This window comes from Paenibacillus sp. V4I3 (assembly GCF_030817215.1).
GTDB lineage: Bacteria > Bacillota > Bacilli > Paenibacillales > NBRC-103111 > Paenibacillus_E.
Map to the genome: position 1 here is coordinate 7,299,602 of NZ_JAUSZA010000001.1, position 25,147 is coordinate 7,324,748.

At 44.5% G+C, this 25,147-nt stretch carries 17 protein-coding genes, 3 tRNA genes and 2 rRNA genes; 7 read left to right on the forward strand and 15 right to left on the reverse strand.

Annotation, left to right across the window (positions count from 1 at the left end):
- Positions 1-205 precede the first annotated feature (205 nt).
- The 5 genes from QFZ77_RS33410 to QFZ77_RS33430 all read right to left on the reverse strand — a co-directional run bounded on the left by QFZ77_RS33410 (position 206) and on the right by QFZ77_RS33430 (position 4,860).
- Complete coding sequence (locus QFZ77_RS33410) at positions 206-949, reverse strand: glycosyltransferase family 2 protein (protein WP_307446963.1); 744 nt, start codon at positions 947-949, stop codon at positions 206-208.
- Between the two features lie 4 nt (positions 950-953).
- Positions 954-2,000: a glycosyltransferase family 2 protein gene (locus QFZ77_RS33415; protein WP_307446967.1), complete on the reverse strand. Its 1,047-nt coding sequence runs from the start codon at positions 1,998-2,000 to the stop codon at positions 954-956.
- 11 nt (positions 2,001-2,011) lie between these two features.
- Positions 2,012-2,809 (reverse strand): glycosyltransferase family 2 protein, encoded by a 798-nt coding sequence (locus QFZ77_RS33420; protein WP_307446970.1) that lies wholly within the window; start codon positions 2,807-2,809, stop codon positions 2,012-2,014.
- Between the two features lie 149 nt (positions 2,810-2,958).
- Positions 2,959-3,864, reverse strand: coding sequence for an aminoglycoside phosphotransferase family protein (locus tag QFZ77_RS33425; RefSeq protein WP_307446973.1), 906 nt, complete (start codon positions 3,862-3,864; stop codon positions 2,959-2,961).
- A 15-nt stretch (positions 3,865-3,879) separates the two neighbouring features.
- On the reverse strand, positions 3,880-4,860 hold the full coding sequence (locus tag QFZ77_RS33430; RefSeq protein ID WP_307446975.1) for a phosphotransferase: 981 nt from the start codon (positions 4,858-4,860) through the stop codon (positions 3,880-3,882).
- 227 nt (positions 4,861-5,087) lie between these two features.
- On the opposite strand from QFZ77_RS33430, the gene QFZ77_RS33435 reads away from it, so the two are divergent.
- Together QFZ77_RS33435 and QFZ77_RS33440 are read left to right on the forward strand one after the other, a co-directional pair.
- The gene (locus QFZ77_RS33435; protein WP_307446978.1) at positions 5,088-5,678 is read left to right on the forward strand and encodes a GNAT family N-acetyltransferase; all 591 of its coding nucleotides are present in this window, start codon (positions 5,088-5,090) and stop codon (positions 5,676-5,678) included.
- A 115-nt stretch (positions 5,679-5,793) separates the two neighbouring features.
- Positions 5,794-7,107, forward strand: coding sequence for an aminotransferase class I/II-fold pyridoxal phosphate-dependent enzyme (locus QFZ77_RS33440; RefSeq protein WP_307446982.1), 1,314 nt, complete (start codon positions 5,794-5,796; stop codon positions 7,105-7,107).
- A gap of 62 nt (positions 7,108-7,169) precedes the next feature.
- Here QFZ77_RS33440 and QFZ77_RS33445 read toward each other — a convergent pair whose 3' ends face one another.
- Positions 7,170-9,836, reverse strand: a complete 2,667-nt coding sequence (locus QFZ77_RS33445) for a hybrid sensor histidine kinase/response regulator (RefSeq protein ID WP_307446986.1) — start codon at positions 9,834-9,836, stop codon at positions 7,170-7,172.
- Positions 9,837-10,031: 195 nt separating this feature from the next.
- Between QFZ77_RS33445 and speD the strand changes: the two genes are divergently transcribed.
- Complete coding sequence (gene speD, locus QFZ77_RS33450) at positions 10,032-10,403, forward strand: adenosylmethionine decarboxylase (protein ID WP_307446989.1); 372 nt, start codon at positions 10,032-10,034, stop codon at positions 10,401-10,403.
- A gap of 65 nt (positions 10,404-10,468) precedes the next feature.
- On the opposite strand, the gene metK is transcribed toward speD, so the two are convergent.
- The 9 genes from metK to QFZ77_RS33495 form a co-directional block, all read right to left on the reverse strand.
- Positions 10,469-11,686 carry a methionine adenosyltransferase gene (gene metK / locus QFZ77_RS33455; protein ID WP_307446993.1) on the reverse strand — a complete coding sequence of 406 codons (1,218 nt, stop codon included), beginning with the start codon at positions 11,684-11,686 and terminating at the stop codon, positions 10,469-10,471.
- Between the two features lie 31 nt (positions 11,687-11,717).
- Positions 11,718-12,935: an S-methyl-5-thioribose kinase gene (gene mtnK, locus QFZ77_RS33460; protein ID WP_307446997.1), complete on the reverse strand. Its 1,218-nt coding sequence runs from the start codon at positions 12,933-12,935 to the stop codon at positions 11,718-11,720.
- Positions 12,936-13,171: 236 nt separating this feature from the next.
- Positions 13,172-13,253: transfer RNA gene (locus tag QFZ77_RS33465), tRNA-Leu, on the reverse strand.
- 16 nt (positions 13,254-13,269) lie between these two features.
- Positions 13,270-13,341 (reverse strand) — tRNA-Gln (locus tag QFZ77_RS33470).
- 16 nt (positions 13,342-13,357) lie between these two features.
- Positions 13,358-13,430: transfer RNA gene (locus QFZ77_RS33475), tRNA-His, on the reverse strand.
- Positions 13,431-13,641: 211 nt separating this feature from the next.
- A 23S ribosomal RNA gene (locus tag QFZ77_RS33480) occupies positions 13,642-16,560 on the reverse strand.
- Positions 16,561-16,800: 240 nt separating this feature from the next.
- A 16S ribosomal RNA gene (locus tag QFZ77_RS33485) occupies positions 16,801-18,342 on the reverse strand.
- The 16S and 23S rRNA genes sit together here with 3 tRNA genes alongside, the layout of an rRNA operon.
- A gap of 291 nt (positions 18,343-18,633) precedes the next feature.
- Positions 18,634-18,912, reverse strand: coding sequence for a hypothetical protein (locus QFZ77_RS33490; protein ID WP_307447000.1), 279 nt, complete (start codon positions 18,910-18,912; stop codon positions 18,634-18,636).
- 194 nt (positions 18,913-19,106) lie between these two features.
- On the reverse strand, positions 19,107-20,312 hold the full coding sequence (locus QFZ77_RS33495; protein ID WP_307447003.1) for an S-layer homology domain-containing protein: 1,206 nt from the start codon (positions 20,310-20,312) through the stop codon (positions 19,107-19,109).
- A gap of 215 nt (positions 20,313-20,527) precedes the next feature.
- Here QFZ77_RS33495 and QFZ77_RS33500 point away from each other — a divergent pair, with 215 nt between their 5' ends.
- The 4 genes from QFZ77_RS33500 to QFZ77_RS33515 all read left to right on the forward strand — a co-directional run bounded on the left by QFZ77_RS33500 (position 20,528) and on the right by QFZ77_RS33515 (position 25,111).
- Positions 20,528-22,183 (forward strand): FAD-dependent oxidoreductase, encoded by a 1,656-nt coding sequence (locus tag QFZ77_RS33500; RefSeq protein WP_307447006.1) that lies wholly within the window; start codon positions 20,528-20,530, stop codon positions 22,181-22,183.
- A 159-nt stretch (positions 22,184-22,342) separates the two neighbouring features.
- Positions 22,343-23,119 (forward strand): DeoR/GlpR family DNA-binding transcription regulator, encoded by a 777-nt coding sequence (locus QFZ77_RS33505; RefSeq protein ID WP_307447009.1) that lies wholly within the window; start codon positions 22,343-22,345, stop codon positions 23,117-23,119.
- Entirely contained in the window at positions 23,112-23,936 is an 825-nt protein-coding gene (locus tag QFZ77_RS33510; RefSeq protein WP_307447012.1) for an HAD family hydrolase, read from the forward strand. Before QFZ77_RS33505 ends, QFZ77_RS33510 begins: the two co-directional genes overlap by 8 nt.
- Positions 23,933-25,111 carry an MFS transporter gene (locus QFZ77_RS33515; protein ID WP_307447015.1) on the forward strand — a complete coding sequence of 393 codons (1,179 nt, stop codon included), beginning with the start codon at positions 23,933-23,935 and terminating at the stop codon, positions 25,109-25,111. Before QFZ77_RS33510 ends, QFZ77_RS33515 begins: the two co-directional genes overlap by 4 nt.
- Positions 25,112-25,147: the final 36 nt, after the last annotated feature.

Below are 25,147 nucleotides of genomic sequence, written 5' to 3' on the forward strand. Positions count from 1 at the left end.
AACATGGGTTATATGGTTTCATGAACGCCTATGGCGGGTTTATTAAGGCGATTTCCAGGGAAATCGCCGATTCTTGTCGGCTTGTCATTCGTACTGAAAAAGCCCCTTGGTAATCTGGTGAGTTCTAAGAGGCGTCTTTATGGCAGCAAGGATAGAACTTTACCGCACTGAGAAAGTGACCTTGATAAGTGGAACATGAAGCTTCTTATAAAAACTGCAGCGGATCCACTTTCCATTTTTCGAGAAACCTTTTGTGGTTTTTGTGAACCAATTTGGACAGCTTTTCCTTATCCATCTTGTTGAAACTTCTGCTGCCGTGATGGTGAACGATGACATCCCCTGCCAGCATAAGCTCAAATCCAGCTAACCTGGCGCGATAACAATAATCGTCGTCCTCGAAATGGCCGGGTGTAAATTGTTCATCTAATAAGCCAATCTTGTTCATCACTTCCCTTTTAAAAAGGAAGCATAAGCCTACCAATCGGTTGAGCGGCATCCGTAGCTCCGGGTTCTGCATATTGGCTGTGGCGGCAATTTCGTGAAACTGGGATAAATCCGTATAGCCGGAATCCTTCAGCTGCCGGCCGCTCACGTAATTTGTATAGGGACCAACAATACCGATGCGTTCGCTGCTGTAAAGGCAGTTTAGCATATTGGATAACCAGTTGTGGGTAACAACAATATCGTTGTTCAGCAAGAGAAGTGCGTCTCCAGTCGCTATCTTAAGACCCAGATTACACGCTACAGGAAACCCTTTGTTTTTAGGAAGGGAGATCAAGCGGATTTTTTCCTTTAAGCAGTATTGGGGAGTCCCGTCTTCGGAGCCGTTGTCCACTACGATAATTTCATAATCTTCGTGTGTATAGCTACGGATGGCCTCTACACATTCTCTTAACAGCTCCAGTCCGTTATAGCTAGGAATGATGATGCTTGTTTTAATATTGTTCATTTACCTAGCCTCCCGCCAAATGCCTTTTTCGCATGTTATCTTTGAAACTAAGCCTCTTGCCACGGCGCGACATGACTTTATGCAAGGCTTCCAGGTGGTCGCCGATAATCAATTGGGTCAAGGGATTATGCTGCCCGTGGTTGATACTTGATCTTCGATTGATATTTAGAACGTTTATGCTGGCCGGAGCCTTCACTTTTAACTTCTTTTTCATGGCAATCACTTGAGCGAGAGGCGGTACGGACAGATTCTCCAAACCTATGGTCTCCACAGCTGACCTGGAGAGGGCGTGAGGTATAGCTGTCATGGAGTTCGCCATTAAGTCGGCCCTTCCCATTGCCCGATTGACGAATTCTTTAACAACCGATACCGCGTCACGGCGAAGTAATTTATAGATATAAGGGCTTATGTCGTTGAGCGCAACATCCGTTCCCTTATCAACCGACTGTATAAAAGGGATAAGCTTTTTATAGGAAATCCGGATATCCCCATCAAGAAACAAAAGAATGTCCGACTGAGAGACTTTGGCTCCTATCGATCTCCCGACATCATGTCCAAGCGCTTCTTCATAGTGGAGCACGATCGGTGCGGCAGGGTGTTCCTTAATGCGCTCGAAGCTTTTATCATTCGATCCGTTAACCACTACGATAACCTCGTGAAAAGGGAGGTACTCAAGCTCGTCAAGCACCTTGGAAATCGTGTCATCCTCGTTCTTAACGCTTAGAATGGCAGCGACATTCTTATCTGTGGGAAGCGGGACCAATCGTGTGTATTTCTCACCGATTTCCGAATAAAATCCTTTGAAAAACTTACGCGCTGCGGAGTGATAAAGTGTTGTGCTTAATGCCCGGGGAAGACGGGATGCCCATTTGTTCCAATCATGATTCATCGCTGATTTCGCTTGCTCAAAGCCTCCGGTTTCTTTCTCGAAGCGGGAGCCATAATGTGATCCCGCCTCATAGGCCTTTCTTTTCCATCTGTTGATCTCTTTTGTATTCATTTGAGGTCGGGTGGATTGGGAGGTCCGTTTTGATTTTAATTTTGACTTCACAGCCCTTATCATTATTTCACCATCTTTCTATTCCGGTCTAGATCGGTCATTCCTCCACGGCGATCGGTTTTGTCCAATAGATGTTGAATAGCTTCAAGGTGATCCCCAATAATTAAGTTTTTCAACGGATCATTTGGACCTCGGCGTTTTCGTGGATTCGTTTTGCCTACTTCAAAATAGTGGACACCTTTAATCACCAAACCTTTATTAGCTGCGATGGCCTGCGCTTTGGGGGGAACCGTCAAATTCTCCGCTCCGATTTTCTCCAGTGCTTTGCGGCTTAGGGCATGGGGAATAGTCGTTAAAGAAGCACCTTTCAGGTGAGGTAAGGACAACATGTTGTTTAACGCGTACTTGGAAAGAACGACACTGTGGACATTTTTTCTTTCCAACGTGCCGTTATATTTGTTTAAGGCGACATCCACGCCGTTTTTTACCGCATGAACCAGTCGCTTCAATGAATTGGTCGATAAGATGATGTCTCCATCCAGAAACAAAAGAACATTTCCTTTGGCTGCTTTCGCCCCTATGCTTCTTCCTACATCATGGCCCAGAGCCTTCTTATAGGTAATCATTTTGGCCCCCATTTGTTTAGCCAATTGGCCGGAGCCGTCCCGTGATCCGTTCGCCACTACGATAACCTCTGTCTTAGGATGAACCTTTCGAGCATTAGCGATGACCCTGGCGATCGTCCGTCTTTCATTCATAAGCGGTATAATGACAGAAACTTCTGGGTTTTTGGAATTATGGATACGCTGCGGGGTAGAGGTATTCTTCTCTACGACACTGACTCTTTTGGGTAACGTCAAACAATACACCTCCAAGATTAGCATTCTTCTTGTCTTACCCCATTGTATGTCCCTGAATGATATATGTAACGGCATTAGTACAGGTCTAGGTACAGATGCATAAAAACAGGAAAAACGCCAGCTTTATGCGGACGTTTTTCAGTAAATACTTATAATATCTTACGCAAAGTTTTCTTATAACTCGAAAGTCTGCTGGATGATGGAAGCTCAATATGACGATGGTAGTGATTTCCAAATTGTTTCATGGCACGGACAAGGGGATAGGGGAGCAGGAGCAGCATATACAACAAATGCCGATCTCCAGCCGAAAGGGGACGTTTCCGGTCATACTCCTCGATTCCCTTCAGGACGCCTCTGCCGTTCCAAGGATAGTTCCGGTATAAAATATGGGCTAAATCTATCATTCTTACGTTCATAGACGCATTCTCCAGATCAATCAGATGAAGATGATTGGAACGGTCCAATACTAAATTAGGATAATTGTAATCGCCGTGGGAAAAAGCCCCTGCTTTCCGTTCCATCTTTATAGCACTAGCAATAGCCGGCTTTTGGCTGAACGCTTCAGCCTTATGGCAGCAATCGATAAAACGGTCGAGACGACCACCATAACGTCTAATCTCCGAACGGTATTTACCTGGCCGCCGGTACAATTCGTCATAGCGGATTCTGCCTTTTGGTATCCCTTCTGTAGTAACTCCTTCCGCCAGGCGATGAAATTTTGCAAGGGTTCGGAACCCCTTCATGAGCTCCGATTCTCGGGTGAAATTCGGTGACCGCCCCCTCACCCAGTTGGTCAGCAGCCAATATTTGCCCCGGTGAAAGGCCCAACGCTTCTGGCCGGGGCCTTCAACAGGTTTAGGGGCATACCGATAACCTTTATTGTCAAGATGTACAAAAAGTTTTCTTATAAAGGCAACCTCGTCTTTCCCGGTTTTATAAGGTTTATAACAAAGAGTACGTCCCGTTGTAGTGAAGACTTGGTAGACGTCTCGAATTTTCTTTTTCCTCTTTACCTGTAAGCCGAAATCCTTATTGAAATCAGTCCATAACGGCATGTTAACCCTCCCTCACTACTGCCTAGACCAGGTGTCAATCCACTTGATGGCTGTTAGCCTATTATTCCAGGTTTTATTTAAAACATTTAAAAGGGTACCATATTTACGTCCGTTCATAGCATATTGGCAGACATACCAGGCCTCTCTGGGGATGCGGTATAGGGCGCTGATCAGCTTTTTCTCTCTACGGCGAAGCGGGCGCACCTCTTCATACCCCTTTAGGAAAGCTGCCATTTTTGAAGGTTCAAATCCCGCCGTATTGGTAAGTGCTACGACCAAATCGTAATAACTAGAGCCGCGTTTCATTAAATCCCAGTCGATCAAATAAATACGGGTTTTCGATTTCAGGGTATTTGCTGCGGTAACATCCCCATGTACGAGGGAGGGATGCCGGCATTCCTCCCTCAACATGGAGCGAATTTTTGATGCTCCAAGCGAATGTATAGCATCTCGGCTTAATTCCATGCAGAGATCCCCATGATGCCTAAACCAAGTTCCCGCTTTGGTAGGCTTTCTCCGAAGCATCTTCACTCGCCTCAGGAATGCGTAATATTTTTTCCTATTGCGCAGCGTAACCGAATCGGGTTGGCGAGGAAGCTTCAAGCTACGCGAAACGGAATGCAGTCTGGCTAACATTCTCCCCAACTTGACAAGATCTTTCTTGCTTCTGCTCATTTTACTGCCCTCGATCCAATCGGTTAAGTAAAAAAGCTTCCCCCCCTCCTGCACCCAATATTTCCCCGAACGGGTTTTTAGCCATTTGGGCATGCCGTGAAAGCCTCTTTTGTGCAATTTAACCGCATAGGATGATAGCTGGATTAGACGGCTTTTCGATCCTATAAAAGGTTTAATCATATAAGATCCTTTGTTCGTCGTTACCCGGAATGCGGCAGTTTTTTTATACTGTGAGGAGTAGGAGCGGGTCTTTATGATAGAAAATCCATAGGAACGAGCGATGTTTTTGAAAATTAATCGATAGCCATGCGTTCTAGCCATGAAACGTCTCCTTCCTAAAAGCCCTATAAAGCATTGCCTCTTTACAATTTATTAATGTTGATACGGATTGGTGTCCATACCCTTGGTGGAAAATCCAAATATTTGATCAATACCCCAAAGGGATCACCACCTTCGTATCCTAAATTGGATCTTTCTATTACTCCACTTTTCAATTATGCTAACTAAAAACTCATTTAAACTACCCAATGACAAGGAGAACATTCCCAATGAATCTACAACCTCTTATTTTAGAAGGAGAGCGTGTCGCCCTACTGCCTATGCAAAAATCCCATATAACCGGCCTACTAGAAGCAGCTGCTGACCCAAACATATGGGCATATATGACGCCGCTTCTTAGTTCCGCAGATGTGGAGAAGTTTGTTCACCAAGCACTAGAAGAACAAAAGGCAGGACTGGGCATCCCTTACAGCGTCTACGACAAGCATATCGATGCTTTCGTCGGCAGCACACGTCTCTTCGATATCTCAGCCCTACATCGGAATGTGGAGATCGGTCATACCTGGTACAATTCCCAAGTGTGGCGTACACGCGTCAATACCGAATGTAAATATTTACTCCTGAACCACTGTTTCGAAACATTAAACCTTCTCCGCGTCCAACTAAAAACGGACCTACGGAATGAACGCTCTCAAACGGCCATTGCTCGATTAGGCGCCCAAAAAGAGGGTATTCTTCGTCAACATCGTATCCTTCACGATGGTTATATACGTGACACTGTCATGTTTAGCATCCTCGATACCGAATGGCCTGAAGTTAAACAGCGGTTAGAAGGTTTTTTAAATAAAGTAAGTGATTAATTCCGTATCCAAAAGCAATCCGAAAATATTTGTTTTGCGCAGTGACGTACACTTGTTAAAGTGGTATAATAACTGCAAAAAATGAATAGCTCATTGGAAGGAATGACCCACTCTTATGAATCCTCTGGCACGACAGTTAAACGAGACCCTGGAACGTGAAAATTCTCACGTGCATGACATGCTTTCTGCATTAGGTAGATCGATTTACTTCCCGAAAGAAGGCATTCTCAGCCAATCTGCTGAAGCAAAGGCCAAAGCCAAGAAATACAATGCTACCATCGGTATTGCTATCGAAAATGGTCAACCTATGCATCTGAAGGTCATTCAAGACACACTCTCCACCTACGCACCAAAAGATATATATGAATACGCTCCACCTGCCGGTAAACCTGAACTTCGTACAGCATGGCGCAAAAAAATGCTCGAGGAAAATCCCGAGATTGGCAGTAAATTGATTGGGAACCCGATTGTTACGAATGCCTTGACCCATGGTCTTAGCATTGCCGCTGACCTTTTCGCAGATGTTGGCGACGCAGTGATTATTCCGGATAAAAACTGGGAAAATTACGAGCTCACCTTCGAAATCCGCCGCGGTGCCCACATCGTGAATTACCCGTTATACAACGAGCAGCAGAAATTTAATGCTGCTGGACTTCGTGAAGCTCTTTTTGCTCAAAAGTCCAAAGGTAAAGCAATTGTTGTCTTGAACTTCCCGAACAACCCGACAGGCTATACACCTGGGGCTGAAGAGGGGAAAGAAATTACGGCTGCCATCAATGATGCTGCTGAAGCTGGTATCAACGTCATCGTACTTACGGACGACGCATACTTCGGTCTTTTCTTCGAAGGTTCCCTGCACGAGTCCTTGTTCGGTCAATTGGCTGACATCCACCCGCGTGTGCTCGCTGTCAAAATCGACGGAGCCACCAAAGAAGAATACGTCTGGGGCTTCCGCGTAGGCTTCATTACGTATGCAGGCCAAAGCGAAGCACTTCTCAGCGCCTTGGAGCAGAAAACAATGGGGATTATCCGTGCGACCATTTCCAGCGGTCCTCACCCGTCTCAAACATTCGTGCTTCATGCGCTTAACTCTCCAGAGTTTAGTCAACAGAAACAGGAGAAATACGAGATCATGAAAGGCCGCGCTAACCGCACCAAGTCCATACTGGACAGCGGAAAGTTCGATGATGCATGGGGTTACTACCCCTTCAACTCCGGTTACTTCATGTGCTTGAAGCTTAGAACCGTTGATGCTGAAGCCTTACGTGTACACTTGCTGAATCAGCATGGTGTAGGGACGATCGCCCTGGGAACTACCGACCTCCGCGTTGCTTTCTCCTGTATTGAAGAAGGCAGCCTCGAAGAGCTATTCAACCTCATTTATCAAAGCGTTAAAGAAATAGAAACCGTCTCCGCAAGCAAATCATAAGAACAAAAAGAGCACTTCCTAACATCAAGTTAGAGAGTGCTCTTCTTTGTTCTACTCATATTTCATTCCTGTGTATCATCGATAGCAATAGAGGCAGCGACTTGCTGCGCTCCCGTCAGTTTCGAAGCCTGAATGACCCGCTGCAGCACGCTGAATAACTCAAACGCTTCAAACGGTTTTGAAATATAGGCATTCATTCCAGTCCCAAGTACTTGCTCCTTTACGCCTTTCATAGCGTCTGCAGTCATAGCAATAATCGGTGTATCCACATCCCGTTCTCTTATTCGCCTAGCTGCTTCGTAGCCGTCCATGATTGGCATTTGCAAGTCCATCAGTATGGCATCATACCTCTTATTAGCTGCGTACTGCACCGCTTTAGTTCCATCTTCAGCAACATCAACTTGCAAGCCCAACTCATCCAAGATCGCCTTGGCCACAAGTTGATTAATCTCATTATCTTCGACGAGTAGAATGTTCGTATCGCGAAGTGTAGCAAACTTTTCATCGTAATGTTGATCTTCCTTACTAGTCATGTTTTGTTCATTGTCGATCTCATTATGAAATAATCCAGCCATCTCATTATATAATTGCGACTGACTGATTGGATAATAGAGTAATTTTTTTATTGCAGGCGAATTCACAGCATTTTGCAGCTCGGATTCATGAAACGCACTAATTAGAATGATAACTTTCTTCGGGGTGCCATACTCCATCTTGGTTTTTTCTACGAATCGAATGACGTATGCATTCGGGAGTTTCCAATCTATGATCACCATATCATAGCGGCCGTTTTGATAGATCTGTTCGATAGAATCAGCAGTTGAGTCCGCCACTGTGACATTGAACTCAAATTGCTCCAATTGATTTTTCAATACCAAGCTCATTTCTGTATTGTCACTAATCAGTAAAACGTGGAGAAACTTCCATTTGGAATCTTGAGATAAACTTACGCCTGTAAACGATAAGTAGTCCAATTGCACGGTGAAAGAGAAGCAACTTCCTAACTCTAGCACGCTTTCAATGAAAAATTGTCCGCCCATCAATTCAACAAAGTTTTTACTAATGACAAGCCCTAATCCTGTCCCCCCGTACTTCCTCGTTGTTGACATATCCGCTTGTGTAAACTCTTTAAATAACTGTTCGCACTGCTCCGCGGTCATGCCGATTCCCGTGTCGCGAATGTCAAAACGCAAACAGACGCTTCGCTCATTCTTTGTCACAACGCCCACCGAAATGGTTACTTCTCCGTTTTCTGTAAACTTCACGGCATTACTTGCAAGATTGAGCAAGATTTGATTTAAGCGATAAGGATCTCCTTGGAACATTTGCGGCACTTCATGATGGATGGAAAATTGCAATTTTAATCCTTTGTCAACCACTTTAAAAGCGATCATATTCGAGATATTGTTCAGCACTTCATACAAATCGAATTCGATATGCTCCAGAGCAACTTTCTTCGCCTCTATCTTGGAGAAATCAAGAATATCGCTTATTATCGTTAGCAAGTTTTTTGCCGAAACAATCGTATTCCTAACATAATCCTTCTGTTGGCCCGTAAGTTGAGTTTGTTGGAGTAAATAATTAAACCCGATAATCGCGTTCATCGGCGTTCGTATTTCATGACTCATATTGGCCAAAAAAACACTTTTGGCTTGATTAGCCGCTTCGGCCACATCCTTGGCTTCTGTCAGGGGATTCGTGAGCAATCTGGCGATATAAAACCCGAAAAGAATGGCAAGAACAACAATGAACATACCAACGAGGGTCATTCTCCATTTTAAAGAATCCGTGTAACTCAATAGTTCACTTTTACTAAGAACCGCAGCCATTTTCCACCCGGTAGATTGGGATTGATAGAGAATAACATAGGAGGGCTTACCTTCAATAGTCATTTCGAAAAAACCATGGATTTGCTTTAATAAGGAGGAATAATCGGAAATATTGAACGATACGGGCTGTTTCGTTTGGGTCGATAGAGCCGTTCCGTTGTTTAATTGCTCCAATGTAGAAAAAGTAACTTCGCTATTTGGATGAGCGATAACCGTCCCTTTTTCATCAAACATAAACACATAACCACTTAAACCAATTTGGATATTTTTCACAATATCCGATAACTTGGCGAGACTGCGATCTAAACCGATGACTCCAATGATATGGCCCTGAGCGTCTTTTACCGTAGTCGTTTTACTCACTATTGTCTGAAGTCCATCTGGAGCATTATAGCTGTAGGGAGCGGATCGTTTAATACCATTAGGATCTAGGATAGATTGCTTGTACCAGGGACGTTCACGTGGATCATAGCCTCCTTTCATCGCATCGTTGGGCCACTGAATGTAACCGCCGTCTTTCGTTCCCAAATAAATGTATGTGGTATCTGGATGATATTTCGCATAACGTTCGAACTCACGATAGATATCTCCTTCAATATCAACTCTTTGCGTTGACTTAGGCTGAATACGATCATCCTCTTTGTCAAAATAGGTAGAAACCGTTTCGTCTGCTTGAGTAACAACCGGCATATTTGATAAATTCAACAAATCCTCATCTATGCTTTTATACATCATGCCAAAAGTATTATCTACTTGGTGAAGTTCCTTTTGAACTGATTTGGAAAGCTGATCTTTCATTAATCCACTTGAATATTGATAACTCATAAATCCTAGTAAAAATAAAGGAACTAAAGCGATAAAAGTAAGAAGGCCTATTAGCTTCGTTTTCAATGATTTCAAATGGAACACCCCTTCAAACCGATACAGCTCATAATACATAAATTATTCTACACAATAGGAAAAGAATCCTTTTAATTCGACATTCTCGAGAAGCCCTTTCGTGGCTTTTCACTAGAATTAGTCACTTTACCAGATCACTCATCATTTGTTGTTCATAGAATAGTAGTAAGTTGGACATTTGAAGGGGTGATAGATTTGCAATACTCAACATATGGCAGGCATACGGTTGTTGACGTTTGGGGGGTAGAATCCAGTTTTCTAGATAATGTTGATTTTTTACGACTAATTATGGTGAATGCAGCAGAGAAAAGTGGTGCTACCGTGCTGTCAGTAATCCATAAAAAATTCGACCCAAGTGGCTGTTCAATACTTGTTCTTCTATCTGAAAGTCATCTTTCCATTCACACATATCCGGAGGAAAATTTTGCGGCAATAGATGGTTACACCTGCGGAAAGAGAGTAGACCCTAAAGTTGCAGTCGATTATTTAATAGATATATTAAAACCCAAGAAAATGTATACAAAAACATTAATTCGAGGTTCTAATGAAATAGATGTCTTAGATTAATATAAAAAGCCTCTTTCGGATGAAGAGGCTTTTTTGTGTTGAGTCAAATGCGTAATGCTTGTTGATCATTCCCTTACTGCCCCTATTGCTGCATCTCTTAACAATTCCGCTTTATCTGTCTGTTCCCAAGGAAATTCAACATCCATACGGCCAAAATGTCCATACGCTGCCGTGTTCTGATAAATAGGTCTACGCAGATTTAGCATCTTAATAATGCCTGCCGGACGAAGATCAAAGTGATTACGAACTAATTGAATAAGGTTATCATCGTCAATGATTCCCGTACCAAATGTATCGATAGCTATACTAACGGGATGTGCCACTCCAATCGCATAAGCAATCTGAATTTCACACTTTTGAGCGAGACCTGCCGCAACAATGTTTTTTGCTACATAACGCGCAGCATAAGCAGCCGAACGGTCAACCTTGGTGGGATCTTTACCCGAAAATGCACCTCCACCATGACGAGCATAGCCGCCATAAGTATCGGCAATAATTTTACGACCTGTTAATCCTGCATCTCCCTCTGGACCACCGATCACAAAACGGCCCGTTGGATTAATAAAATATTTTGTTTTTTCATCTATCAAATCAGTTGGAATGACAGGCAAAATCACAAATTCATACATATCTTTTTTAATTTGCTCTAGGGACACTTCAGGATCATGTTGAGCTGAGATTACGATCGTATCGATACGGATGGGGTGATCGCCTTCATATTCTACGCTGACCTGAACTTTCCCATCGGGACGCAAATAAGGTAATGTACCATTCTTGCGCATTTGAGCCAATTGATACGCCAATTTATGAGATAAAGCTATTGGCATTGGCATTAGTTCCTTGGTTTCACTACAAGCAAACCCGAAAATCAATCCTTGATCACCGGCACCAGTTATTCCTTCAATCTCTCCTCCATTCAACTTGCCTTCGCGAATTTCTAAAGCTTCGTTGACCCCCATTGCAATATCAGGAGATTGTTCATTAATGGCGATTAAGACTGCACATGAATTAGCATCGAAACCGAGCTCAGCTCGTGTATATCCAATGTTACTAATTGTCTTTCGAACAACTTTTTGATAATCAATAAACGCCTTTGCCGTAATCTCGCCAGTTACAAGAACAAAGCCCCGACCCACACAACATTCACAACCAACGCGTGCATACGGATCTATCTCATATATAGCATCTAATATACCATCAGAAATTTGGTCACATAGTTTATCAGGATGGCCTTCAGTCACCGATTCAGAAGTAAAGAGATGGTTTCTTTTTTTAATAGTCATATACATGACCTCCCAAATTATAATCCTCTTTTTATAACTCCCCCCACCCTGCTGTCTTTCTAACACGGGATGTAATGTCTTTGATTCTTTGCACTTGCCGTCTTTCTAGTACCAACTCTTGTCCGATCGAAAGCGCTAGCTTTTCAGCTTTTGCCCGCAAACTTGGATCATTTATGCTTTCCAAATCCCATACATGTGCTAGACCTATGATTCTACGAATCATTTTACAACCCGCATAGCCTGCAGTATCTTCAAGTATTTGGAGTAAGAAATGATCTACGTATCCCGGGATTGCCGTCATTCTTTCTTTAGATTCTTTGTCCCATAAATGTCTAAATTCTTTTTCAAAGTAAGTCCATATTTGTTCGATCATCGTAAGAAGATACGTTTGATAATCTATTCGTTCCTGCGAGTCCTTCGTGTGTCCTTCGTGGGAGGCAAAGCTAAGTAGAAGGTTTCCTATCACAGCGCCGATATCAAATCCAATAGGTCCATAAAAAGCGAATTCCGGATCAATCACTTTTGTATCCACATTCGTTACCATGATGCTGCCGGTATGAAGGTCCCCATGGATGAGTGCCTGGGCATGGGTGAGGAAACCTTCCTTTAATTTTGCGACCTCAAGTTTCAGTTGGGTATTCTCCCATATTTCAACCACCTTATCTGCTATCAATGGATTAAATTGATTGGTTTCTGAAGCGAAATAGGGATCCGTAAAAATGAGATTTTCGGATATCTTGCACATTTCCGGATTTGAGAATTGAACCACTTTTTCCTTTTTCACTTGAGAGGGCAATGCAAAATCAGACGACATATACAAAGTTCGCGCTAGAAAAGTGCCAATTTGACATGCAAAATGAGGATAGCGTTCTTGAGCCACCAATCCTTTACGCATATTCAGGTGGTTCGATAAATCTTCCATCACAGTCAAGGCCATCGTACTATCATAATGATAGACAATAGGCACTAAACCTGGGCAAATAGAATGTTGTTCAATCAATGCCTGACTCTCAATTCGTGCCCGTTCAAGAGTCAATGGCCAAGATTCCCCAACCACCCGCGCATAGGGAAGAGCTTGCTTCATTATGATGCTTTTTCCTGAACTTTTGTCTGTAATACGAAAGACCAGATTCAAATTCCCATCGCCAATCTCTTCGCAAACCAGTTGTGCATTTGTCATAAACATGTTTCTTAACTTTCGGGCGTAATTCATAGCACTATATTCATTAAGGGCTTGGTACTGAAGCATACTATCATTCCTCCTTCCTCCTCTTTTAGAAAAGTAATACTATTCTATTAATAATCCAAGAAAGTGATTTTGGTGTATGCAAAAAACCAAAATAGTAAAACAGACTACATATTTAGGCCACTCTAAGAGAATCTATCGATGGAACCAAAATGTTTGGCATGATTGTATGTTACACATCATCCGTTATAACACAAAAAAACCCTTAACTAGTAAGGGTTTCTTGCTTAAAATAGGGATGCGGTCGGAGGGATTTGAACCCTCACGCCTTGTGAGCGCCACCCCCTCAAGATGGTGTGTCTGCCGTTCCACCACGACCGCAAATGAAATTAGAAAACTGGGGATCTAGGATTTGAACCTAGGCATGACGGAGTCAAAGTCCGTTGCCTTACCGCTTGGCTAATCCCCATTATTGAAGGGAAAAGGGCGACCGATGGGACTTGAACCCACGAATGCTGGATCCACAAACCAGTGCGTTAACCCCTTCGCCACGATCGCCACAGTAGGGATTTATTCCCTGAAGACTAGATACGAAACATTCGTAAAGTAATTAAGTGCATGGCTACGTTAGACGTAGGTGCTAGCTGCTTAGTCAGCTGAGTAGAGAGATTTTAACTTTCGTCAAAGATCCCTAAGCGGAGAGACTTTAATCTACGATTAAAGATCCCTAAGCGGAGAGACTTTTGACTTCGTCAAAAGATCCCTATATTAGGTTAAGCCCTCGACCGATTAGTATTCGTCAGCTGCATGCATTGCTGCACTTCCACCTCGAACCTATCAACCTCGTCGTCTACAAGGGGTCTTACATACTGGGAAATCTCATCTTGAGGGGGGCTTCGCGCTTAGATGCTTTCAGCGCTTATCCCCTCCGTACATAGCTACCCAGCGATGCCTCTGGCGAGACAACTGGTACACCAGCGGTACGTCCATCCCGGTCCTCTCGTACTAAGGACAGCTCCTCTCAAATTTCCTACGCCCGCGACAGATAGGGACCGAACTGTCTCACGACGTTCTGAACCCAGCTCGCGTACCGCTTTAATGGGCGAACAGCCCAACCCTTGGGACCTACTTCAGCCCCAGGATGCGATGAGCCGACATCGAGGTGCCAAACCTCCCCGTCGATGTGGACTCTTGGGGGAGATAAGCCTGTTATCCCCAGGGTAGCTTTTATCCGTTGAGCGATGGCCCTTCCATTCGGTACCACCGGATCACTAAGTCCGACTTTCGTCCCTGCTCGACTTGTAGGTCTCGCAGTCAAGCTCCCTTATGCCTTTGCACTCTGCGAATGATTTCCAACCATTCTGAGGGAACCTTTAAACGCCTCCGTTACATTTTAGGAGGCGACCGCCCCAGTCAAACTGCCCACCTGACACTGTCCCCATACCGGATTACGGTACCAGGTTAGAACTCCGATACGATCAGGGTGGTATCCCAACGATGCCTCCACCCAAGCTGGCGCTCAGGCTTCAAAGGCTCCCACCTATCCTGTACAGATCGTACCAAAGTCCAATATCAAGCTGCAGTAAAGCTCCATGGGGTCTTTCCGTCTTGTCGCGGGTAACCTGCATCTTCACAGGTATTAAAATTTCACCGGATCTCTCGTTGAGACAGCGCCCAAGTCGTTACGCCATTCGTGCGGGTCAGAATTTACCTGACAAGGAATTTCGCTACCTTAGGACCGTTATAGTTACGGCCGCCGTTTACTGGGGCTTCAATTCATAGCTTCGGAACCGAGGTCCCTAACCACTCCTCTTAACCTTCCAGCACCGGGCAGGCGTCAGCCCGTATACTTCGCCTTGCGGCTTCGCACAGACCTGTGTTTTTGCTAAACAGTCGCTTGGGCCTTTTCACTGCGGCCCCCTCGGGCTATTCACCCTACCGAGGCACCCCTTCTCCCGAAGTTACGGGGTCATTTTGCCGAGTTCCTTAACGAGAGTTCTTCCGCGCGCCTTAGAATTCTCTTCTCACCCACCTGTGTCGGTTTGCGGTACGGGCACCTTCGCCTGGCTAGAAGCTTTTCTTGGCAGTGTGAACTCATGACCTTCGGTACTTAAATTTCCCTCCCCATCACAGCCCAGCCTTACGATGTGCGGATTTGCCTACACATCAGCCTCACTGCTTGGACGAGCATCCATCAGCTCGCGTCACTATCCTTCTGCGTCACTCCATTGCTCATAACGGCTACGGTGGTACAGGAATTTCCACCTGTTGTCCATCGACTACGCCTTTCGGCCTCGCCTTAGGTCCCGACTTACCCTGAGCGGACGAGCCTTCCTCAGGAACCCTTAGGTTTTCGGCGGATCAGATTCTCACTGATCTTTTCGTTACTTATACCGGCATTCTCACTTGTATGCGCTCCACCTGTCCTTACGGTCAGAATTCAACGTACATACAACGCTCCCCTACCCATGCACTAAAGTGCAAGCCATAGCTTCGGTGGCGTGTTTAGCCCCGTTACATTTTCGGCGCAGAGTCACTCGACCAGTGAGCTATTACGCACTCTTTCAATGGTGGCTGCTTCTAAGCCAACATCCTGGTTGTCTGTGCAACTCCACATCCTTTCCCACTTAACACACACTTGGGGACCTTAGCTGATGGTCTGGGCTGTTTCCCTTTTGACAATGGATCTTAGCACTCACTGTCTGACTCCCGGATTTAAGTTTGTGGCATTCAGAGTTTGACTGGACTTGGTAACCCTTGGCGGGCCCCGCACCCAATCAGTGCTTTACCTCCACAACTCAACATCCGAGGCTAGCCCTAAAGCTATTTCGGGGAGAACCAGCTATCTCCGAGTTCGATTGGAATTTCTCCGCTACCCCCACCTCATCCCCGCATTTTTCAACATGCGTGGGTTCGGGCCTCCAGTGAGTGTTACCTCACCTTCACCCTGGACAGGGGTAGATCACACGGTTTCGGGTCTACGTCCACGTACTAAAGCGCCCTATTCAGACTCGCTTTCGCTGCGGCTCCGCCTTTTCAGCTTAACCTCGCACGGGAACGTAACTCGCCGGTTCATTCTACAAAAGGCACGCCATCACCCATATAGAGGGCTCTGACTTTTTGTAAGCACACGGTTTCAGGTTCTTTTTCACTCCGCTTCCGCGGTGCTTTTCACCTTTCCCTCACGGTACTGCTTCACTATCGGTCACTAGGGAGTATTTAGCCTTGGCAGATGGTCCTGCCGGATTCCGACGGGGTTTCACGTGACCCGCCGTACTCAGGATACCTCTAGGGGTTTCGTTCGATTTTGGCTACAGGGCTTTTACCTTCTATGCCGGACCTTTCCAGATCACTTCGCCTACCGAACTAACCCCACAACGAGGTCCTACAACCCCAAGGAGCAAGCTCCTTGGTTTGGGCTATTCCGCTTTCGCTCGCCGCTACTGACGGAATCACTTTTGTTTTCTTTTCCTCCAGGTACTTAGATGTTTCAGTTCCCTGGGTATGCCTCTACTATTGCTATGTATTCACAATAGAGTAACTGCGCATTACCACAGCTGGGTTCCCCCATTCGGACATCCCCGGATCAAAGCCTGCTTACGGCTCCCCGAGGCATTTCGTCGTTCGCCACGTCCTTCTTCGGCTCCTAGTGCCTAGGCATCCTCCGTGTGCTCTTTCTAGCTTAACCTAGAAAAAACTTTAAAGATTTTTGCATGATCCAAAAGAATCATACAACCTAAGTTCTTACTTTACGTTTTGTTTCGTTATCTAGTTTTCAAGGAACAATGTTGCAACCATTACATTCGCAAAGCGATGTTGGTTGTCAACTTGCGTTTGAAAGATTGCTCTTTCAAAACTGAACACGAGTGAGTAAACGTTTTGTATCCGAAGATACTTGACTGGATCTATCAGATCCGAGTCTCCATAGAAAGGAGGTGATCCAGCCGCACCTTCCGATACGGCTACCTTGTTACGACTTCACCCCAATCATCTACCCCACCTTCGGCGGCTGGCTCCCTTGCGGGTTACCCCACCGACTTCGGGTGTTGTAAACTCTCGTGGTGTGACGGGCGGTGTGTACAAGACCCGGGAACGTATTCACCGCGGCATGCTGATCCGCGATTACTAGCAATTCCGACTTCATGCAGGCGAGTTGCAGCCTGCAATCCGAACTGAGATCGGCTTATAAGGATTGGCTCCACCTCGCGGCTTCGCTTCCCGTTGTACCGACCATTGTAGTACGTGTGTAGCCCAGGTCATAAGGGGCATGATGATTTGACGTCATCCCCACCTTCCTCCGGTTTGTCACCGGCAGTCATCTTAGAGTGCCCACCCAAAGTGCTGGCAACTAAGATCAAGGGTTGCGCTCGTTGCGGGACTTAACCCAACATCTCACGACACGAGCTGACGACAACCATGCACCACCTGTCTCCAATGCTCCGAAGAGGGCGCCTATCTCTAGGCGTTACATTGGGATGTCAAGACCTGGTAAGGTTCTTCGCGTTGCTTCGAATTAAACCACATACTCCACTGCTTGTGCGGGTCCCCGTCAATTCCTTTGAGTTTCACTCTTGCGAGCGTACTCCCCAGGCGGCATACTTACTGTGTTAACTTCGGCACCGAGGAATCGAATCCCCGACACCTAGTATGCATCGTTTACGGCGTGGACTACCAGGGTATCTAATCCTGTTTGCTCCCCACGCTTTCGCGCCTCAGCGTCAGTTATAGGCCAGAAAGTCGCCTTCGCCACTGGTGTTCCTCCACATCTCTACGCATTTCACCGCTACACGTGGAATTCCACTTTCCTCTCCTACACTCAAGTCAACCAGTTTTGGATGCGAACCGGGGTTGAGCCCCGGGCTTAAACACCCAACTTCATTGACCGCCTGCGCGCGCTTTACGCCCAATAATTCCGGACAACGCTTGCCCCCTACGTATTACCGCGGCTGCTGGCACGTAGTTAGCCGGGGCTTTCTTCTCCTATACCGTCACACAAAGAGCAGTTACTCTCCTTGCTGTTCGTCTAGGGCAACAGAGCTTTACGATCCGAAAACCTTCATCACTCACGCGGCGTTGCTCCGTCAGACTTGCGTCCATTGCGGAAGATTCCCTACTGCTGCCTCCCGTAGGAGTCTGGGCCGTGTCTCAGTCCCAGTGTGGCCGTTCACCCTCTCAGGTCGGCTACGCATCGTCGCCTTGGTAGGCCGTTACCCTACCAACTAGCTAATGCGCCGCAGGCCCATCTATAAGCCACAGATTGCTCCGTGTTTCATAATTCTCTCATGCGAGAAAACCAGTTATCCGGTCTTAGCTATCGTTTCCGATAGTTATCCCAGTCTTATAGGCAGGTTACCTACGTGTTACTCACCCGTCCGCCGCTAACTTATCCCGAAGGATAAATCCGCTCGACTTGCATGTATTAGGCACGCCGCCAGCGTTCGTCCTGAGCCAGGATCAAACTCTCCATAATAGTAAAACTATTTGAAAGCTTAATTGCTCATTTGCGTTGCTAGCGAGATTTTGCAATCTCTTTTTTGAACGATTTCTCGTTCGTTCTTACTCACTCGTTGTTCAGTTTTCAAAGATCAATTTCTTTCGTTTTCCGTCCTACTCTCTCGGCCGGATTTATAATATAGCATAATCGCCTAATCAAATGCAAGCTTTATTTTTACTTTTTTCGATAAAAAATTCAGCTCGTTTTAGCCGGATTAATAATATATCATGGTAACTTGAATAATTCAACACCTATTCGACATATTTTTTACGAAGGCGCTCGATTAAGCACTTGCTCTACAAGTTCCTGCTCGAAACGCTCCTTTAATGAATCATTGCTAAGCCCTACAACCAAACCAATCTCTTTGAATTCGCGGATCAAGGTTTGAATACCAGCAAGGTTTCCCTCTTGAGCGAATTGGTCGGTTTGCTCTATTACATGATAAGCAATGGCTTGGTGAGCATCTGAAAAGCTTTGATCAACATTTGCAGCGCCTCGGTAATCGGCATAATACCTTTTAAATGTAGCCATGAGTGTTTCGTCCATAAATAGTCCAACTCCTAATATAGGGATCTTTAAACGTAGCTCAAAGTCTCTTCGCAATGCAAGACAAAGATCAGTTTCCCTCAATTAAAGCAAGATTATACAGCTAAAAAGCACAGTGGGCTCCCTGCTATAAATAAGCAAGGAGCCCACTGTATGTATCTAACCTTTTCTATATCTTTCGAATGGTGCTTTTATTATTTCACATCAATAGAAGTAACTACTTGGTTCTGTCCTTTAAGCTGGATCAGATGACCTTGTGTGAAAGCGCCTAAGTTACCTGTCAAAGCAACATCAGCAGACACGTTATAAATCGTTGTTTGGTTGTTGCCGTTAATATTTTGAGTAATGGAAATGGTAGTAATCTTACCTTGAGCATTAAGCGTAGTCGCATTCAACGTACCCAAAACATCGAAGGATTGATTAACTTCAGCCAACTTCGTTACTTCGACAAATACAACTGTATTATTGAATGTACGAACCTTCACTTCATCGCCAACTTGAATAGCGGCAGGAGCTACTTTCACACCATTACGCAAAATGAATGCATCTGGATGAAGAACGTACTGAGTAGAAACTCCGGCTTTAGTAACTGAAAGCACGTTGTTGTAAACTGCTGCGTTCACAGTGCCTGTAATAGAACTTTGATCTTCTGGCAATTGGTTACCAGTGCGATCCAATAAAGCGGCCAGTTGAGCACGTGTTACAGGTTGATTTGGTTTGAATGTATTATCTTCAAAACCGTCAACTAGTCCTTTTTCGATAGCTACTGCAACATAACCAACAGAACCTGCTGGGATTTGCTTAGCATCTTTAAATGTAAGTGCTGTGTTCATTTTCGCCTTAGCTTCTGCATTTAATTTCAGAGCTTTCACCAAAAGAGTAGTCGCCCACAAGCGATCAGCTTCTTTTTGCGGTTGAACAGCGTCATCACTTTCTGTGAACAGATCATTCTCAAGTGCTACGGCTACGTAACCTACAGCCCAAGCAGGGATCTTGTCTGCATCTTTGAAATTCAATTTTGTAGACATTTCAGCAGCGGATTCAGCTTGTTCACGCAAGCCCATCAATCTCACAGCTGCCGTGATGGCTTCAATACGAGAAACGGACTTATCAGGTTTGAAAGTACCATCTTCATAACCTTCGAATACTTGCTTAGATGCTAGACTTGCTATGTAACGCATTGCCCATTGAGCACTTTTGAGATCATCAAAATTAATGCGGATTTGAATATTGCCTTTTACATTATATTTATTAGTATCGTATCCTTTGCTTTCAGTGCGTTTACCACGATCGTTATCCTCATGGTCATTATTTTTGGCAAACGCTGCTGTAGCGCCCCCCATTACCATTGTTAGTACAAGTCCAGTTGCTACAAATTTCTTCATTAGATTCTTTTTCATTCAAGTTCCCTCTCCCTTATTCATATAGTTTCATAAATAATGTGGAGCCTTCGCGAAGGGTTCCTGTGTTATGCTACAAGAATTCGCCCAACCGGTTATCTTTTTGGGGGTGGACATCAAAATCTTTTATATCAAGCTATTTTCTCAGTCTATTAAATCAACTTTGAAACTGCTAAACTTAAACCATATCAGACTATCGCTAAAGGAGTTTACACATGCGTTTACGGAATCCCCGAGTTCAACTTATTATCGCTTTAGCCGTTCTGCTTATTGTTTTGTCCGCAATTTCGTATAGCAAGGTTTGGCATAAGCAAGGGAACATGGAACCAGAAGCTGTTTCTGCGCCAGCAATCACGCATCCAGACACTCCAATCGTTAGCGAAGCACCCACAGCGCCTGTTGACCCAACAAATAATGAGAGCGTTAATACTTATCCTACTGAGCACATCGATGTAGTAGTCATCGGCAGTGAGCTTGAAGGTCTTTACCTAGCCAGAGCTGCAGCAGATGAAGGCTTGAAGGTTAAAGTACTGGATCCTCATAAAGCGTTTGGAGGTCAGATTCTCCAAAGTCAAATGCTATTTCTCGATGAAACCCGCGACGATCAAGGTCATTTACTCGTACAAGGCCGTGTCAAAGAATTATTCGACGGTTTCCGAAACGCCAAAATACGTAAGCTACCAGAATTCACTACATATATGAATAAATTAATCAAAGATATTCCTTTGGAATCTGGTATTGCCATTAATGAAATTGAACAAACGAATACACCGGATCATATGCACAAAATCGCTTCTATCGTTTACACTACGGAACAAAATGAAAAGAAGAAAATTACAGCATCCTATTGGGTTGATAACAGTGATTATGCGGCGTTAATCAGTCGATTAGATGCCAAGCGATTGCCAGGTCTTGAGAAGTTCTATGGTCAAAAAGAGATTGAATATATGAGTGCTGGCATGATGATGAAGTTCAAAAATGTCGACTGGAAAAAGTTTAATACCGCATTTAATCTATTAAAACCAGAAGAGAAATCGAAGCATTTCGGTGGAGGTTATGTAAGTGATAGCTTCGCTATTGGACTAAGCGGAATGACTAAGGCCTATCATCCTTCCAATGATCGAGTTTTTCTAAGAGGTTTGAACGCGGTGCATCAACGAGATGGGGAAGTTCTAATTAACGCCCTTCTTGTTTATACCGTTGATCCTTCAAAACCTGAATCCATCCAAGAGGCTGTTAGCCTAGGTAATAAAGAAACACCTTTGATTCTCAATCACTTTCGTAAAACGTTACCGGGTTGGGCACATGCTGAATTAGGTGAATTTCCTACGTATCCCTATGTCCGAGAATATAATCACTATGAAATGGACTATGTTTTAAAACCATCTGATCTCCTTTCGGGCACGATGTTCTGGGATAATGTCAGTATTGGTGGGTATCCGCTTGATTTACAAGGCACAAGTGCTAACAAGTGGGGTATTGAAATGGGACGTCCGGATAAATACGGCATGCCGCTGCGCAGCTTTTTGTTGAAAAATTATGAAAATGTCATCGCGGCCGGAAAAAATGTAGGCTCATCAGCTATCGCCTATGGAAGCACAAGAATACAACCGAACACAAGTCTTGCTGCAGAGTCTATCGGAGTTATATTAGGTCAATTGCATGGCAAGCAAAAGCTCAGGGAAATAAAACCTGATGAAATGGCCAAACTCCAGCAGTACCTAGCTCACCACTATCAAATCAAGCTTACGGGTGTAGTAGGTACGAATAAAATTACCGGTTGGAACGAAGAAGAAATTAGAAAGCTTGACTCCGGAGAAATTACGTATCCTAGCTATATTAAAACCAGAAAAAAAACTGCTATCAAATAATCATCTAAATAATCAGATAAATGGATCAGAAAACCGTGCATTCGTTCCTTGAGCGAATACACGGTCTTTTTTTAGTTGAAAGAATGCATAATCAGCATTATAATAAGTCATATACTTATTATCACTTACAATCACTTAAGCGAAAGGAGTGAATTCCCCTTGTTTCAAGAAGAAAGACTTATTTCAATCGTCGAATACTTAAAATCAAATAAACGAATTACCGTTGACCTTATTTGTGAGCTATACGATGTTTCAAGGGACACAGCTAGACGTGACATGGTAAAACTCGAAGAGCAAGGTACTATCGTTCGAACGCGCGGCGGTGCCATCCTCCCCACCCTTTCCAAAGAAGTTGGAGATTATGATCAAAGGCTGCAAGCAGAGTCTTCTTCGAAGCTAACGATTGGCAAGACAGCTGCGGCACTCGTTCAAGATGGCGATTATATCATGATGGACGCCTCAACCACAGTCCTACATGCTGCCACTGCACTAAGGTCCAAACAAAATATTGTCGTGACAAGTTCAATTGAAATTGCTGCTATTCTCACTCGTAAAGATGAAACGACCATCCATATTCTTGGCGGTGTACTAGATAACAAGCACCATAGTGTATACGGAGCGAAAGCGATCGAGATGTTAAATGACTATCATGTCGATAAACTGCTCATCGGGACTTGTGGAATTACAGAAGAAGGGCTGTCTGCTCCGAACGAAGAGGATTGTTATCTGGTGAGAGCCATGATGCAGCACGCGGACCAAGTTATTGTACTAGCTGATCATTCCAAATTCGGAAAGCGATTGTTTCATCGCGTCGTGGGATTCGAAAGTATTGATATCCTCGTAACCGATCAAGCATTAAGCACTGAAATGAAAGAGAAATTACTTGCATGTGATGTTGAAATCGTATTAGCAGGAGGAGAAGACCAACATGATTAAACTTATCGTAAGTGATTTGGACGGCACATTACTCGATCACAATAAGAAAGTCAGTTCTAGAGAATTAGCTGCACTAATGAAAGTCAAAGAAGCCGGTATTGGACTTTGTTTGGCATCAGGAAGAATGAACATTGAAATGCAGCAAGTATTAGCGGAAATTGGTCATCGCGCCTATTCCGTCTCACAAAATGGCGCATTCATCCACTTAGAGGATGGTACGTTCATGAAATCTCAGCTTTTTCAACCTGATTTGGCTTATCAAGTGTACCAGCTTCTTAAGGATTTTGATCTCGTCAAGCTCGTTTGCTCGGGCGAAGCGAATTATATCACGAATTTGACTCCTGCTTCTGATGATGTGCAATCTCGAACATTCCAACCTTTTATTGTAAAAGATGATGTGGAGCAGTCTTTGAAAGGGGACTTTGCTGTTTGTAAGTTCTCGATGTTTGGAAAAATAGAAACGCTCTTAGAGCTTAAGGCTCTAATGCAGGAAAAGCTTGGGGATCAGCTAGAAATGTTCATTTCCGACAAAGATTGTCTTGATATTATGCCTCTCGCTGTTTCAAAGGGCAGCTCTCTGCTTGTACTTATTGAAAAATTGGGCTTGCAGCCAGAAGAGATCGCCTGCTTCGGGGATTCTTTCAACGATGTATCGATGTTCGGCATCACACCTCATAGTTTTGCTATGAAAGGCGCTCATCCGGAGGTCAAACAAAAGGCATTGTACCATGTGGATTCTGTTGCAGAAGCCATTGGTCATGTATTTGCTTATAACGAGAAATATGCTGCCGATCAAAAAGGAAGCACTGTCTTATGAAGAGACTCTTAATTATGGCCTGCTTGTCTTACTTATTGACGGGCTGTACTCACGTTATTTTTGGAGCTGTATTACCCGAATTACTCACCCATTACGGAAGAAGTTACAGTGATGGCGGTCTACTTGTATTCATGGAATTCGGTGGCTTCCTTCTGGGTGTACTTTGTATGCCATCTCTCATACGTCGGATCAGTCGCAGAAGTACCATTACAACGGCTTTTGGTCTTCTCTTCTTGGCTATGATCACTATCGTTCTGCTGCCTCCTTGGCCCATTGCGGTTTGTCTGTCATTCATAGCCGGGGTAGCTTTCGGACTCGTTGAATCCAGCATCAGCACCTTCGTATTAATTGCAGCAAAAGATCAACAAGCGGTTGCTTTCAGCAAGCTCGAGGTTTTCTTCGGACTTGGAGCATTATTTATGCCCATAGTATCAAGTATCCTGATCGCTAATGGTTTATGGAAATACGGATTTATGCTATTGGGATTAAGCGCACTCACTGCGTGTATTGTCTGGTCGAAGCTTTCCTTAGGCGAGCATGATGAGTTGTTAGCTCACAAAGCGGATCGCTCGAAGCGGACAGAGAAACTCCCTGTACTTACTAAGAGCTCCTTGACGTTTCTTTGTTTACTCATGATAGTTTTCTTCTTATATGTAGGAATGGAAAACACCATCGTTAATTTCTTGCCCTCGATCTTTACCGATCAATTACATGCTTCCAGCTCCGTTTCATCGCTTGCTGTAACAGCCTATTGGCTGGCCATGGTTGTAGGCCGACTATTTGCAGGTGTTGTTGCCGAGAAAATGACTTATTTCCGTTACTTGGCGGTCTCATTTGCAGGCAGCTTGCTCACCGTACTTATCTGGGTGTTTAGCACGAATCTATGGAGCAGCTTCGCCGTTGTACTATTACTTGGATTATTCATGTCCGGTATGTTCGCAGTAGCTCTCATTTATGCGAATCAACTGCTTCCAGGGCGTACGGAGCAAACAACGAGTACGCTTATCGCCGCAGGTGGATTAGGAGGTTCTATTCTTCCCTTAGGTGTCGGTTGGGGGATGGACCGATTTCATGTAGGCGTGTCAATTTGGTTTGTACTTATTGGCATGTGTGTCGTGTTAGGTATCATTTTATATTCTCGGAGATGGAACGTTCAAACCTCAAAGTCTGTATAAAGTTAAAAAAAGCTGAAATCCTTAGTGGATTCAGCT

Excerpts from the sequence above, each read along its gene's own strand:
- QFZ77_RS33430 (WP_307446975.1), bottom strand. The coding sequence starts at position 4,860 with ATGGCTAGAACGCATGGCTATCGATTAATTTTCAAAAACATCGCTCGT.
- QFZ77_RS33425 (WP_307446973.1), bottom strand. The coding sequence starts at position 3,864 with ATGCCGTTATGGACTGATTTCAATAAGGATTTCGGCTTACAGGTAAAG.
- QFZ77_RS33515 (WP_307447015.1), top strand. The coding sequence starts at position 23,933 with ATGAAGAGACTCTTAATTATGGCCTGCTTGTCTTACTTATTGACGGGC.
- QFZ77_RS33435 (WP_307446978.1), top strand. The coding sequence starts at position 5,088 with ATGAATCTACAACCTCTTATTTTAGAAGGAGAGCGTGTCGCCCTACTG.
- QFZ77_RS33410 (WP_307446963.1), bottom strand. The coding sequence starts at position 949 with ATGAACAATATTAAAACAAGCATCATCATTCCTAGCTATAACGGACTG.
- QFZ77_RS33510 (WP_307447012.1), top strand. The coding sequence starts at position 23,112 with ATGATTAAACTTATCGTAAGTGATTTGGACGGCACATTACTCGATCAC.
- mtnK (WP_307446997.1), bottom strand. The coding sequence starts at position 12,935 with ATGCTTCAGTACCAAGCCCTTAATGAATATAGTGCTATGAATTACGCC.
- metK (WP_307446993.1), bottom strand. The coding sequence starts at position 11,686 with ATGACTATTAAAAAAAGAAACCATCTCTTTACTTCTGAATCGGTGACT.
- QFZ77_RS33440 (WP_307446982.1), top strand. The coding sequence starts at position 5,794 with ATGAATCCTCTGGCACGACAGTTAAACGAGACCCTGGAACGTGAAAAT.
- QFZ77_RS33495 (WP_307447003.1), bottom strand. The coding sequence starts at position 20,312 with ATGAAAAAGAATCTAATGAAGAAATTTGTAGCAACTGGACTTGTACTA.
- QFZ77_RS33490 (WP_307447000.1), bottom strand. The coding sequence starts at position 18,912 with ATGGACGAAACACTCATGGCTACATTTAAAAGGTATTATGCCGATTAC.
- QFZ77_RS33500 (WP_307447006.1), top strand. The coding sequence starts at position 20,528 with ATGCGTTTACGGAATCCCCGAGTTCAACTTATTATCGCTTTAGCCGTT.